Genomic DNA, 13,044 nt, shown 5'->3' with positions numbered 1-13,044 from the left:
GGTCCACCGGGCGCGCAGCAGCGGGGGACCCGCGCCCGGTGGACCCGCGCCCGGCGCCGGTCGCGGAGTGGCGCCGCGGGGGCGCGGTGCACGCGCTGGTCGCGCCGGGAGCCGGCGAGCCACCGGCAGACCTCGAGGACGCGGTGATCGCGCTGACCCTGGAGCGCCGCCCCACCCGCGCGCCCGCTGCCGCGCCCGCGCCCGCGCCCGCTGCCGCGCCCGCTGCACGCCGAGGGGGTACCCGACACGTCGAGCGAGCATCCGCCGACTACCCCCTCGACGCGTCGGCTACCCCCTCGGCGCACGCGCGCGGCCCGGCGCACGCGCGCGGCCCGGCCGCCGCCCCCGCGGTCGAGGCCGTGCACGTCGTGACCGCGTTCGGCGGCTTCCGCGCGGTCGACGACGTCTCGCTCACCGTCCGCCCCGGGCAGGTCCTCGGCCTGCTCGGCGCGAACGGCGCCGGCAAGACGACGCTGATCCGCACGGTCCTCGGCCTGCTCGCCCCGACGTCGGGCACCGTCCGCGTGCTCGGCGGGGCGCCCTCCCGGGGCACCCGGCGCCGGATCGGGTACGTGCCGCAGGGCCTCGGCCTCGCGGCGGACCTGACCGTCGCGGAGAACCTCGCGTTCGTGGCGGCGGCCTACGGCCTGGACGAGGTGCCCGAGCCGCCGGCGGAGCTGGCCGCGGAGCGCGACCGGCTGGTCGGCTCGCTCGGCCTGGGCCTGCAGCGGCGGCTCGCCTTCGCGGCGGCGCTGTCGCACGCCCCGGAGCTGCTGGTCCTGGACGAGCCCACGTCGGGCGTCGACCCGCTGGCCCGTGCGGCGCTGTGGGACACCGTGCACGAGCGGGCCGAGGCCGGGGTGGCGGTGCTCGTCACCACGCACTACATGCAGGAGGCCGAGCAGTGCGACGCGCTCGTGCTCATGTCCCGGGGCCGCCGGGTGGCCGCGGGGACGTTGGCGGACGTGCTGGACGGGACGACCGCGGTCGAGGTGGCGACGCCCGACTGGGCGGACGCGTTCGGCGCGCTGAGCGCCGCGGGGCTGCCGGTGACCGTGGCCGGCCGGGCCGTGCGGGTCGCCGGGGTGGACGCGGCGGCGGTCGGGCGGGCGCTGGCCGGCGCGGGCGTGCGCGGCGAGGCCCGGCCGGTGCCCGCGCGGCTCGAGGAGGTGCTCACGCTCGGCGCGCGCTAACCCCCGGGCGCCGTCAGCGGAACGCGCCCACGGCCTCCGGGTAGGCCTCGGCCAGCTCGCGCGTCTCGGCGTGCTGCGGGTCGGACAGCAGCGTCCGCATCGACCCGGACTCCACGATCCGGCCCTCGCCCAGCACGTGCACCGTGTCGGCGAGCCGGTCGACCAGCCGCAGGTCGTGCGACACGACGAGCAGCCCGACCCCGGTGGCGGCGATGGCGGCCACCTGGTCGGCGACGGCCTCCCGCAGCGCCGGGTCGAGCGCGGTGGCGGGCTCGTCCAGCACGAGGATCTCGGGGCGCGTCGCCAGGGCGTCGGCCAGCGCGAGCCGCTGCTTCTCGCCGCCGGACAGCGAGTGCAGCGTGCGGTCGAGGAACCGCGGCTCCAGGCCCACGCGGGCGAGCACGTCCTCGGGCTGCAGGCCGGTGGCCCGCCCCGCCTTGCGGGAGTCGTTCAGCGTGGACTGGAGCACCTTGGCGACCGAGGTGCGGCTGTCGACGCCCACCAGGCCCTCCTGGTGCACGGCGCGGACCGTCGACCGGAACGCCTTCGTCTCCTTGCGGGACATCTTGGTGACGGGCCGGGCGCCGTAGGTGGCGCGGCCCTGCGTCGGCTTGTGCCGGCCGAGCAGCACCTGGACGAGCGTGGACTTGCCGGCGCCGGAGCGGCCGATCAGGCCGACGGTCTCGCCCGGTGCGACCGACAGCGAGGCGCCCTGGAGCACCGCGGCGCCGCCGTAGCCCGCCCAGACGTCGTGCGCGGCGAGGGCGGCGCTCACCGGGCCACCCCCGGCGCGCCCAGCGCGGCGTCGGTCCGGTCGGCGTGGTCGTGCGGCGTACCCACAGCGTGTCCCTTCGAGCGATGACGGCCGCCGGTGACAACGACCGAGCCCCCCGCGAAGTTTCCGCGAGGGGCTCGGTCGCTGGCAAACGCGCGCGTCAGGCGCGGGCCGCGCGGCGTCGCGCCGGGGGCAGGTCCTCCATGTCCTCGAGCTCGACGCCCTTCGTCTCCGGCACCTTGCCCAGCACGAAGAAGAACGACAGGCCCGCGAAGATCGCGTACATCAGGTACGGCCCCGTGGCGCCGAAGGTGTCGAGCAGCGGCGGGAACGTCACCGTGATGAGGAAGTTCGCGATCCACTGCGCCGCGGCGGCCACGCCCAGCGCGGCGGCGCGGATGCGGTTCGGGAACATCTCGCCGAGCAGGACCCAGACCAGCGGCCCCCAGGACGCGCCGAAGAACACGACGAACGCGTTGGCGGCGACCAGCGCGACCGGGCCCCACGGCGAGGGCAGCGACACGTCCTCGCCGGAGCCGGACGCCTGGGTGAACGCGAGCGCCATCACCGCCAGGGAGATCGTCATGCCGGCCGAGCCGGTGAGCAGGATCGGCCGGCGGCCGACCTTGTCGATGAGGGCGATCGCGATGAACGTGACGGCCACGTTGGTGACCGAGGTGATCGTCGACACCAGGAACGACTGGCTCTCGTCGAAGCCGACCGCCTGCCACAGGGTCGTCGAGTAGTAGAAGATCACGTTGATGCCGACGAACTGCTGGAAGACCGACAGCAGGATGCCGACCCAGACCACGGGCAGCAGGCCGAAGCGCGGTCCGCGCAGGGTCGCCTGCTCCTCGAGCTCCTTGTCCTTCTCGATCGTCTTCTCGATCTGGGCGACCCGCTCGCGCGCGTCCTCGTCCGGGCCGAGCACGCTCTGCAGGACGGCGACCGCCTCGTCGCGGCGGCCCTTCGCGACCAGGTACCGCGGGGACTCCGGGATGCGCAGCGCGAGGATGCCGTAGACCGCGGCGGGCACGACGGCGACCAGGAACATCCAGCGCCAGGCCTCCCACCCCAGCCACAGCTCCTCGGACGCGCCGCCCGCGGCCTCCTGCAGCAGCTGGTCGGAGAGCAGGGCGGCGAAGATGCCGAGCGTGATCGCGAGCTGCTGCAGCGAGCCCAGCCGGCCGCGCAGCGCGGCGGGGGCGATCTCCGCGATGTAGGCCGGGGCGATCACCGAGGCGATGCCGATGCCGACGCCGGCGAGGATGCGCCAGATGATCAGGTCCCAGACGCTGAACGCGATCGCGGACAGGATCGAGGACACGAAGAACAGCACGGCGCCCAGCACCATGACCCTGGTGCGGCCCCAGTGGTCCGCGAGCCGGCCGCCCGCCCAGGCGCCGACGGCGCAGCCGAGCAGCGCGACGGCGACGGCGAACCCGGTGAGGGTGGCGCCCAGCTCGAACTGGTCCTGGATCGCGTCGACCGCGCCGTTGATCACGGACGAGTCGAAACCGAACAGGAAGCCGCCGACCGCGGCGGCGACCGCGAGGCCGATCGCCTTGTTGTGCGACGGGTGCCTGCCCGCCGAGGGTCGGGCACTGCTCTCGGCCATGACGTCTCTCCTTGCTCCGCTTCGTCCTGCGAGGGAACACCTGGGCCGGAGCACGTCGTCGGGCGCCGGTCGAGGCCTTCTCACCTTTCACCCGCGCAGCGCATCCCGCACCCGGAAGGTCGGGCGGCGGTGCGCGGCGGGAACCGTAACCCGTCGCGCGCCGCGGCGCACGACGGGCTGCGTGCGCGGTCGTCGGTCGCGACGTGCGCCCCGATCCGGCGGACAATCGACGGGTGACGTCCCACGACCGCCCGCGGTTCCGCCGCCCCGCGATGCTCGACCCCCGCGACGCCGACCAGCTGCCCGGCGACGTGGACCCCGCCCTGCGCTCGCAGGTCGCCCACACCACGGCCGCCGCGATCGTGCACCGGGGGCGCGCGGAGGGCGAGGAGGATCCCGCGCTGGTCGAGCGGCTGGTCCGGCTGGTCGAGACGGAGGGGCTCGACGTCGTCGCCGCGCTGTGGTCCGACAGCCCCGCCACGACGCTGCCCGGCACGCTGTGGCGGCTGTACGTGCTGCGCGAGTGGGTGCGGCGCGACCCGGCGACCCTCGCGGACCGCTACCGCCTCGGGCTGGAGGCGGCGCCGGTGCACCACGTCGTCGTCGGGGTCGTCAGCCCGCCCGGGCCCGAGGAGCTGCGGGTGCTGCTGGACGCGGTGCTGTCGGGCGTGTGGACCGGGGACCTGGCCGTCACCCTGGAGCGGGGCGCGGCGTTCTGCCGGGTGCTCGCCACGGGTGCGGCGTTCGACGCCGACCACCTCGACCTCACCGGCGACGACGCCTCCGCGCGGCTCACCCGGAGCGCGGGCTCGCTGGTCCGGACGGCCGAGGAGCTGGAGCAGGCGGCGCACCTGTGGCGGACCGGCTCGCTGGAGTGAGCCGGCGCCGGCGTGTTCCCGCCCGCGCCGTGAACATGCTCACCCGCCCCGCCCAGGACGCGCACCCCCCGCGGCGCGTAAACTCGTCCCCGACGCCGGGCCGCGGTAGCCCCGGGCTCCAACTCAAGCCGCTCCGAGCGGCCTCGCGCCGAGAGGCGCTTCCCGGTCCGGCGTCCTCACCCTCCCCGCCCGGTGCGCGCGTGTGACCTCCGTCCCACGTGCGCGCCGGGCGGCCGTGCGTCACGCTCAGGACGCCGGGCGTCCACCGCGCGTTCACCGGCGGGGTTGTGAGTTCACCCCGCGGCTGCCCTAGCCTGTGCCTGACCAAGCCCAACTCCTGCCGGAGCCTCCCGTGCGCCTGCGCCTCACCCCGCGCGACACCTCGTACTTCGACCTCCTCGCCGCGTCCGCGGCGCACCTGGTCACCGGAGCCAACCTGCTGGCCGAGCTGCTGGGCGCGGACCGCGCGACCCGCAAGGCGCTCGCCAAGCAGATGAGCGAGGCGGAGCACCTCGCCGACGAGGCGACGCACTCGATCATGCGGCGGCTGAACCAGACGTTCGTGACGCCGTTCGACCGGGACGACATCTACGGCCTGGCGTCGGCGCTCGACGACTGCATGGACTTCATGGAGGAGGCCGCCGACCTCATCGTGCTGTACAAGATCGACGAGCTGCCCCCGCGCGTCGCCGACCAGGTGCAGGTGCTGCAGCGCTCGGCCGAGCTGACCGCCGAGGCGATGCCCCGGCTGCGCTCGATGGAGAACCTCGCCGAGTACTGGGTCGAGGTCAACCGGCTCGAGAACCAGGCGGACAAGTCGCACCGCAAGCTCCTCGCGCAGATGTTCGACGAGATCACCGACCCGATCCTCCTGATGAAGCTCAAGGAGGTCGTCGAGAAGCTCGAGGACGCCGCCGACGCGTTCGAGAAGGTCGCGAACATGGTCGAGACCATCGCGCTCAAGGAGTCCTGAGCCCCGGTGGAACTCGCGCTCGTCGTGGTCGTGGTCGCGCTGGCCCTCGGCTTCGACTACACCAACGGCTTCCACGACGCCGCCAACGCGATCGCCACCTCGGTGTCGACGCGCGCGCTGACGCCGCGGGCCGCGCTGCTCATGGCCGCCGTCATGAACTTCACCGGCGCCCTGCTCGGGACCGAGGTCGCGGAGACGATCGCCACGTCGATCGTCGACCTCGGCGACGCGTCACCGCACCAGGCCCTCGTCGTCGTGCTCTGCGCGCTCGTCGGCGCGATCGTGTGGAACCTCATCACGTGGTGGCTGGGCCTGCCGTCCTCCTCGACGCACGCGCTCATCGGCGGCCTCGTGGGCGCCGGCCTCGCGGGCGGCCTGATGATCTACGGCTCGGCGATCGTCGACAAGGTCGTCCTGCCGATGGTCTTCTCGCCGCTGATCGGGTTCTTCCTGGCGTTCCTCGTCATGGTCGGCCTGCTCTGGCTCATCCGGAACGCGTCGCCGTCGCGGACGACCCGGCGGTTCCGCCTGGCGCAGACCGTGTCGGCCGCCGCGATGGCGCTCGGCCACGGCCTGCAGGACGCGCAGAAGACCATGGGCGTGATCTTCATGGCGCTGCTCACCGTCGGGTGGGCGGACCCGGACGAGGGCATCCCGCTCTGGGTGAAGCTGGCCGCCGCCACCGCGATCTCGCTCGGCACCTACTCCGGCGGCTGGCGCATCATGCGCACCCTGGGCCGGAAGATCATCGAGCTCGACCCGGCCCGCGGGTTCGTCGCCGAGTCGGTCTCCGCCGTGGTGCTGTACGTGAACGCGTTCGCGCTGCACGCGCCGGTGTCGACGACGCACACGATCACCTCGGCGATCATGGGCGTCGGCGCGACCAAGCGGCTGTCGGCGGTCCGGTGGGGCGTCGCGAAGAACATCGGCGTCGCCTGGGTGCTCACGATCCCCGCGGCCGCGGCGGTCGCCGCGCTGGTCTACTTCGCGCTGAGCCCGTTCCTCAACTGAGCCGGCCGCGGCCCGTGGCCGCCCGGACGGTCCCGGACGGGGGCGGACGAACTGGACACCCGCCCGCGCACACGATTCACTCGTCCCCATGACTGCGAAGAACCTGACCGTACGCTGGATATCCGCTGTGTCCCTGGCGGCGGGCGCCGCGCTCGCGCTGTCGGCCTGCGGGGCGGACGAGGCCCAGCGCGACGAGTCGACCGGCGAGATCACCGCCGCGGCCGAGGCCGACGTGTTCTCGCTCCAGGTGGGCGACTGCCTGAGCGTCGCCGACGTGACCGACACCCAGGTCCAGTCGCTGCCGACGGTCCCCTGCGGCGAGGAGCACGACGGCGAGGTCTACGCGGAGACGAGCCTGTCCGGCGACGAGTACCCGGCGGACATCGACGCGCAGGCGGAGCAGTTCTGCCTCGACTCGTTCGAGCCGTTCGTCGGCCTGGCCTACGAGTCCTCGAGCCTCGGCGCCGGCCCGCTCACCCCGAGCGAGGTGTCCTGGGAGAACGGCGACCGCGTCGTGCAGTGCATCCTCATGACCGAGGAGCCGGTCACGGGGTCGCTGGAGGGCTCCGCGATCTGAGCCCGGCCCGGAGACGACCGACGGCGCGCCGACCCCGGCAGGGGCGGCGCGCCGTCCGTCGTCGACCGGGTCAGCTGCCCAGCGGGGTGTGCAGCTCGACGTCCTCGACCCGCACCTCGTCCGGGGCGCCGCCGTGGGGCCGGACGACGTGGCACACGAGGACCTGCCCGGGCCGCAGGTACGGGTTCTCTGCCGGGAGCCGACGCCGGACGGCCGCGGGGGCGTGCGCCCGCACCACGTCCAGCACCGTCGGCAGCACCGGACGGTGCGTGCACAGCGCGAGGTCCGACCGGGTGCGCAGCACCGCGGCCACGGTCTCGGCGGTCTTCTCCGGCGAGTCGGCGTGGTCCGCCTCCGTGAGCGGGTCGCGCCGGTCGGGCGTCAGCCCCGCGGCCGTCGCGTAGGGCTCGACGGTCGCGCAGCAGCGCAGCCAGGGGCTCGTGACCACCTCGGCGACGCCGTACGCGGACAGCACCGGGACCAGCGCGCCGGCCTGCAGCCGGCCGACGTCGGTCAGCGGGCGGGTGCCCTCCTCGCCCTTCCACGACGACCGGCTCCGGGCCCGGCCGTGTCGCACGACCAGGACCGCGCGGGTGTCCAGCGTGCCCGCCTCGTGGGCCGCCACCAGGGCGTCGAGCGGGACGCGGTCGTCCGCGCGGGTCAGCCGCTTGCGGGCCACGTCCGCGTCCGCCCAGCGCACCGCGTCGATCTCGTCCTTCGACGCGTGCGCGGCCGGCGGGCGCGCGTGCACCGCGGGGCGGTCCGGGCGACCGGCGACCTGCGCGGCCCAGTAGTGCACCCGCTTGCGCCGGCCGTCCGAGAGCGCGTACTCCAGCCCGGGCAGGGGCCGGCCGAGCACGATCTCGAGCCCGGCCTCCTCCTCGACCTCCCGGACCGCCGCGGTCGTCACGTGCTCGCCCGGCTCGAGCTTGCCCTTCGGCCAGGACCAGTCCTTGTACCGCGGCCGGTGCACGAGCACGACCTGCAGGCGCCCCTGCCGGACGCGCCACACCAGGGCGCCCGCCGCCCGGACGAGCGCGGTGGGCCCGGCGCTCACCGGCCCGCGCCCAGCCGGCGGCGCTGGCGGTAGATCAGCGTCGACTGCAGGTCGCGCAGCGGCCCGTCGGGGCCCTGCGCGTGCCGGGTCCACGCGCCGTCGGCACCGAGGTGCCACGACGAGGTGGTGTCGGCCATCGACTCGTCCAGCAGGCCGACGAGCTCGGCGACCTGGTCCGGGTCGGACAGCCGGACCAGCGCCTCGACCCGGCGGTCCAGGTTGCGGTGCATCAGGTCGGCCGACCCGATGTAGACCTCCGGGCCCGGGAGCAGCGTCCCGCCCTCGCGGCCGATGTCGGCCACCTCCTCGGTGACCCCGGCGTCCGCGGCGAACGCGAACACCCGGGAGTGCTCCAGGAACCGGCCCAGGATCGACCGCACCCGCACCGTCTCGGACAGCCCCGGCACGCCGGGCCGCATCGCGCAGATGCCGCGCACGCACAGGTCGACGGGTACGCCCGCCTGCGAGGCCCGGTACAGCGCGTCGATGGTCTCCTCGTCGACCATCGAGTTGACCTTGATCTTGATCCAGGCCGGCCGGCCCTCGCGAGCGGCCTGCGCCTCGCGGTCGATCCGCTCGACCAGACCCGACCGCACCGAGCGCGGGGCGACCAGCAGCCGGTGGAACCGCGACTTCGGCGCGTAGCCGGACAGCTGGTTGAACAGCCGGGTCAGGTCCTGGCCGACGTCGGGGTCGCAGGTGAGCAGGCCGAGGTCGGTGTAGATCCGCGCGGTCTTCGGGTTGTAGTTGCCCGTGCCGACGTGGCAGTACCGGCGCAGGCCGTCCGACTCCTGGCGCACCACCAGCGACAGCTTGGCGTGGGTCTTGAGCCCCACGATGCCGTAGACCACGTGCACGCCGGCCTGCTCCAGCTTGCGCGCCCACTCGATGTTGGCCTGCTCGTCGAACCGGGCCTTGATCTCGACGAGCGCGAGCACCTGCTTGCCCGCCTCGGCGGCGTCGATCAGCGCGTCCACGATCGGGGAGTCGCCCGAGGTCCGGTAGAGCGTCTGCTTGATCGCCAGCACCTTCGGGTCGGCGGCGGCCTGCTCCAGGAAGGTCTGCACCGACGTCGAGAACGAGTCGTAGGGGTGGTGCAGCAGGATGTCGCGCGCGCGGATCGCCGCGAACACGTCCGTCGGGTTCGCGCTCTCCACCTCGGCCAGGAACCGGTGCGTCGTCGGCACGAACCGCGGGTACTGCAGGTCCGCCCGGTCCAGGTCGGCGATGAGGTTCAGGCCGGTGTGGTCGAGCGGCGCGGGCAGCTCGTAGACCTCGTCCTCCGCGACGCCGAGCTCGCGCACCAGCAGCGACCGGATGCGCGGGCTGATCGAGTCCGCGATCTCCAGGCGCACCGGCGGGCCGAACTTCCGGCGCAGCAGCTCCTTCTCCATCGCCTGGAGCAGGTTCTCCGCGTCGTCCTCCTCGACCTCGACGTCCTCGTTGCGGGTGACGCGGAACGTGTGGTGCTCGCTGATCTCCATGCCGGGGAACAGCTGGTCGAGGTGCTGGGCGATCACGTCCTCGACCGGCACGAACGACATCGGGCCGCGGTCGGTCGAACCGGCCGCGTCGGTCGGCCGCCCGCGCCAGTCCACCGCGATGTACCGGGGGAGCAGCGGCGGCACCTTGACCCGCGCGAAGTGCTCCTTGCCCGTCGACGGGTTCACCACCACGACGGCCAGGTTCAGGGACAGGCCCGAGATGTACGGGAACGGGTGCGCCGGGTCGACCGCCAGCGGGGTCAGCACCGGGAAGATCTGCTTCCGGAAGTACTTGCGCAGCCGGTCCTGCTCGGCCTCGCCGAGCTGCTCCCAGCGCACGAGGGTGATGCCCTGGGTCGCCAGCTCCGGCTGCACCTGGTCGGCGAACACCTGGGCGTGCCGGGCCGCGAGCTCGTGCGCGCGCACGCTGATCGCCTCGAGCACCTGGCGCGGGCTCAGGCCCGACGCCGCCGTGACGGCCAGGCCGGTGGCGATGCGGCGCTTCAGGCCGGCGACCCGGACCATGAAGAACTCGTCCAGGTTCGACGCGAAGATCGCCAGGTAGCGCACGCGCTCCAGCAGCGGCTGCGTCTCGTCCTCCGCGAGCTCCAGGACCCGCTGGTTGAACGCCAGCCAGCTGACCTCGCGGTCCAGGAACCGGTCGGCGGGCAGCGCGGCGACCTCGGCGGGCGGCTCCGCGGCGGGGACGTGGCGGTCGACCGGCATCTCGATGTGCTCGGCGATGTGCGCGGCCAGCTCCGGGGCGAGCGTGCGGGGACGCTGGCCGGGCTGGCCGTCGGCCTCGGGGGTGGCCGGCTGCGCGGGCACCGCCGCGGCGGCACCGCGCGACCGGGACGCCGCGGTGCGGGCGCCGCCGGACCGGGCGCCGCCGCCCCGGGCGGAGGCGCGGCCCGTGCTCGTGCTGGTGCGGCCGGCGGCCGCCGTGGCGGCGGACGCGGGGCGGCGCGTGCTCGCCTTGCGGGGCGTGCCGTCGGAGGAGGTGGCGTCGGTCATCCCCACATGGTGGCACCAGGAGGTGTCCGACGGGTGACCGAAGGCCGACCCCTGCCCCGCGGCTACGGCGCGGCGTGGCCCACGTGCTGCTCGACCCAGTCGCGCAGGTGCGCGAGCGGCGCGCCCGCGCTGACCCCCAGCGGGGTGAGGGCGTACTCGACCCGGGGCGGGACCTCGGCGAACACCGTCCGCGTCAGCAGGCCGTGCTCCTCCAGCCGGCGCAGGGTCGCGGTCAGCACCTTGGGGCTGATCCCCTCGAGCCGCGCGCGCAGCTCGCCGAACCGCAGCGGCCCGTCGTCCAGCGCGCCGATCGCGAGGGCGGACCACTTGTTGGCGAGCAGGTCGAGCATCTCCCGGCACGGGCACGCGGCGGCGTAGACGTCGTTCCGGTCGCAGGTCGGCGCGTGGCGGAGGGCGGGCACGAGGCCGACAGTACCTTCCGGGTACCAGGTGCCCTTGACGGTAACCAGGCGGCCGGGCGCACAGTGCGGGACATGACCACGACGCGCACCACCCCCGCCATCGCCTCCCTGCGCCCGCTGCCCGTCGACGACCCGGACGCCTTCGTCGCCGTCGACGCCGCGCTGCCGGAGCTGCGCCCGCACGACCTGCTGGTCGAGGTGGCCGCCGTCTCGGTGAACCCCGTGGACGTCAAGCGCCGCGCGTCCTTCCGCCCGGACGGCGCCCCGCTCGTGCTGGGCTTCGACGCGGTGGGCACGGTGCGCGAGGTCGGACCCGCGGTCACGCTGTTCGCGCCCGGCGACCGGGTGTTCCACGCCGGCACCATCGACCGGCCCGGGACGAACGCCGCGCTGCACGTCGTCGACGAGCGGATCGTCGGGCACGCCCCGGCGTCGCTCCCGGACGCCGACGCCGCGGCGCTCCCGCTCACCTCGATCACGGCCTGGGAGATGCTGGTGGACCGGCTGCGGCTCACCGAGGGCTCGACCGGCACCCTGCTCGTCGTGGGGGCGACCGGCGGCGTCGGGTCGATGGTGCTGCAGCTCGCCGAGGCGCTGCTGCCCGGCGTGCGCACCATCGCCACCGCGTCGCGGCCCGAGGGCGTCGACTGGGTGACCTCGCTCGGGGCCGACGCCGTCGTCGACCACCGCGGCGACCTGCGCGCCCAGGTGCGCGAGGCGGCCCCGGACGGCCTGGACGCCGTGATCACCGCCCACTCCGCCGGGCAGGTCCCGCTCTACGCGGACCTGCTCCGCCCGTTCGGCTCCGTCGTCGCGATCGACGACCCCGGGACCCTCGACGTCGTCCCGCTCAAGGCCAAGTCGATCGCCTGGCACTGGGAGCTGATGTTCACGCGCCCCGTCCAGCAGACCCCCGACCTGGTCGAGCAGCACCACCTGCTCGACCGGGTGGCGTCGCTCGTGGACGACGGGCGGCTGCGGACCACCGCCACGACGCGGCTGCGCGGGCTGACGCCCGAGACGCTGCGGGAGGCGCACCGGCTGGTCGAGTCGGGCCGCACGATCGGCAAGGTCGTGATCGAGGCCTGACGGGGCGGGCCGCGGCCGCGCACCGGGTCACCCCAGGCGGTACACCACGTCCACCGCCGACCGCGTGAACCCCGCCGCCCGGTACACCCGGATCGCCGGCGCGTTCTCCCCCTCGGTGTAGAGCACCGCGCGCGGCACGCCGCGCCCCGCGAGGTGCGCCAGCATGCGCGCGGTGAGCGCGGGTCCGAGGCGCCGGCCTTGCGCGGCGGGGTCGACGCCCAGCGCGTAGATCTCGCCCTCGCCCGGCTCGGCGACCTTGGTCCACCCGAAGGCGACGAGCCGCCCGTCCTCCTCGGCGAGCAGGAACCCGGCGGGGTCGAACCACGGCTCCGCCTCCCGCGCCTCGAGGTCCGCGCGGGTCAGCCGGCCCTGCTCGGGGTGCTGGGCGAACGCGCGCGCGTTGACGGCGACCCACGCGTCCTCGTCGTGCCCGGGCTCGAAGGCGCGCACCGTGACGCCGGCCGGCAGCGGTGCCGTGCCCGGGTCCGGGGCCACCAGCGGGTCGAGGGCCATCTGCCACAGCTCGCGGACGGCCGGCAGGCCGCGGGCCGCGGCGAGCGCCCGGGCGGGCGCGACGTCGCCGTGCGCCCACACGGACACGGCGTCCCCGCCGCGGGCGCGGGTGGCGGCCAGGGCGGCGTCGAGCAGGGCGGTGCCGGTGCCGCGGCGGCGCGCGCCCGGGGCGACGACGACCTCCGCGGTGGCCAGGGCCGGGTCGCGGAGGTCGACCTGGGCGTAGCCCGTGGTCGCGGCGTCGTCGCCGACCAGCAGGTGCACGACGTCCGGGCCACCGCCGGTTAGCCAGAGCAGCGGCTGCTCGGACAGCGGGGCGACGCCGTCGTGGGCGCCCGCGGCGGCGGCGAGGTCGCGCACGGCGGCGGCGGTGGTGGCGGGCAGGGCGCCGGTGCGGGCCTGCGGGGCGGGCGTCGTGTGGTCGGGCACGCTCCCCCTCC

General features: G+C 75.1%; 12 protein-coding genes. 6 read left to right on the top strand and 6 right to left on the bottom strand.

Features of this window, described 5'->3' with window-relative positions; genetic code table 11:
- The coding region (locus tag MHY85_RS17230) for an ABC transporter ATP-binding protein (protein WP_239198622.1) at nucleotides 1–1,193 on the top strand (1,193 nt) is incomplete at its 5' end.
- A 13-nt stretch (nucleotides 1,194–1,206) separates the two neighbouring features.
- On the opposite strand, the gene MHY85_RS17225 is transcribed toward MHY85_RS17230, so the two are convergent.
- Both MHY85_RS17225 and MHY85_RS17220 read right to left on the bottom strand, forming a co-directional pair.
- A complete protein-coding gene (locus MHY85_RS17225) occupies nucleotides 1,207–1,968 on the bottom strand; it encodes an ABC transporter ATP-binding protein (RefSeq protein WP_239198619.1) in 762 nt (253 codons plus the stop codon).
- Between the two features lie 160 nt (nucleotides 1,969–2,128).
- Nucleotides 2,129–3,586 carry a sugar porter family MFS transporter gene (locus tag MHY85_RS17220; protein ID WP_239198616.1) on the bottom strand — a complete coding sequence of 486 codons (1,458 nt, stop codon included), beginning with the start codon at nucleotides 3,584–3,586 and terminating at the stop codon, nucleotides 2,129–2,131.
- 272 nt (nucleotides 3,587–3,858) lie between these two features.
- Here MHY85_RS17220 and MHY85_RS17215 point away from each other — a divergent pair, with 272 nt between their 5' ends.
- The 4 genes from MHY85_RS17215 (at nucleotide 3,859) to MHY85_RS17200 (ending at nucleotide 7,025) form a co-directional block, all read left to right on the top strand.
- Nucleotides 3,859–4,464 (top strand): hypothetical protein, encoded by a 606-nt coding sequence (locus MHY85_RS17215; protein ID WP_239198631.1) that lies wholly within the window; start codon nucleotides 3,859–3,861, stop codon nucleotides 4,462–4,464.
- Nucleotides 4,465–4,816: 352 nt separating this feature from the next.
- Nucleotides 4,817–5,437 carry a DUF47 domain-containing protein gene (locus MHY85_RS17210; RefSeq protein WP_239198613.1) on the top strand — a complete coding sequence of 207 codons (621 nt, stop codon included), beginning with the start codon at nucleotides 4,817–4,819 and terminating at the stop codon, nucleotides 5,435–5,437.
- Between the two features lie 6 nt (nucleotides 5,438–5,443).
- Nucleotides 5,444–6,448 (top strand): inorganic phosphate transporter, encoded by a 1,005-nt coding sequence (locus MHY85_RS17205; protein ID WP_239198610.1) that lies wholly within the window; start codon nucleotides 5,444–5,446, stop codon nucleotides 6,446–6,448.
- 88 nt (nucleotides 6,449–6,536) lie between these two features.
- A complete protein-coding gene (locus MHY85_RS17200; protein ID WP_239198607.1) occupies nucleotides 6,537–7,025 on the top strand; it encodes a septum formation family protein in 489 nt (162 codons plus the stop codon).
- Between the two features lie 70 nt (nucleotides 7,026–7,095).
- Here the strand turns inward: MHY85_RS17200 and MHY85_RS21940 are convergent, their stop codons facing one another.
- The 3 genes from MHY85_RS21940 to MHY85_RS17185 form a co-directional block, all read right to left on the bottom strand.
- Complete coding sequence (locus tag MHY85_RS21940; RefSeq protein WP_239198604.1) at nucleotides 7,096–8,082, bottom strand: NUDIX hydrolase; 987 nt, start codon at nucleotides 8,080–8,082, stop codon at nucleotides 7,096–7,098.
- Nucleotides 8,079–10,292: an RNA degradosome polyphosphate kinase gene (locus tag MHY85_RS17190; RefSeq protein WP_239198628.1), complete on the bottom strand. Its 2,214-nt coding sequence runs from the start codon at nucleotides 10,290–10,292 to the stop codon at nucleotides 8,079–8,081. The genes MHY85_RS21940 and MHY85_RS17190 overlap by 4 nt, the downstream gene beginning before the upstream one ends.
- A 350-nt stretch (nucleotides 10,293–10,642) precedes the next feature.
- Nucleotides 10,643–11,002: a helix-turn-helix domain-containing protein gene (locus tag MHY85_RS17185; RefSeq protein ID WP_239198601.1), complete on the bottom strand. Its 360-nt coding sequence runs from the start codon at nucleotides 11,000–11,002 to the stop codon at nucleotides 10,643–10,645.
- A 72-nt stretch (nucleotides 11,003–11,074) separates the two neighbouring features.
- Here MHY85_RS17185 and MHY85_RS17180 point away from each other — a divergent pair, with 72 nt between their 5' ends.
- Nucleotides 11,075–12,091: a zinc-binding alcohol dehydrogenase family protein gene (locus MHY85_RS17180; RefSeq protein ID WP_239198598.1), complete on the top strand. Its 1,017-nt coding sequence runs from the start codon at nucleotides 11,075–11,077 to the stop codon at nucleotides 12,089–12,091.
- 27 nt (nucleotides 12,092–12,118) lie between these two features.
- On the opposite strand, the gene mshD is transcribed toward MHY85_RS17180, so the two are convergent.
- The gene (gene mshD, locus MHY85_RS17175; protein WP_374233948.1) at nucleotides 12,119–13,033 is read right to left on the bottom strand and encodes a mycothiol synthase; all 915 of its coding nucleotides are present in this window, start codon (nucleotides 13,031–13,033) and stop codon (nucleotides 12,119–12,121) included.
- Between the last annotated feature and the right edge of the window lie 11 nt (nucleotides 13,034–13,044).

Source organism: Cellulomonas sp. ACRRI, assembly GCF_022346185.1.
Lineage (GTDB): Bacteria > Actinomycetota > Actinomycetes > Actinomycetales > Cellulomonadaceae > Cellulomonas.
This window is presented reverse-complemented; position numbering and strand designations above follow the sequence as displayed.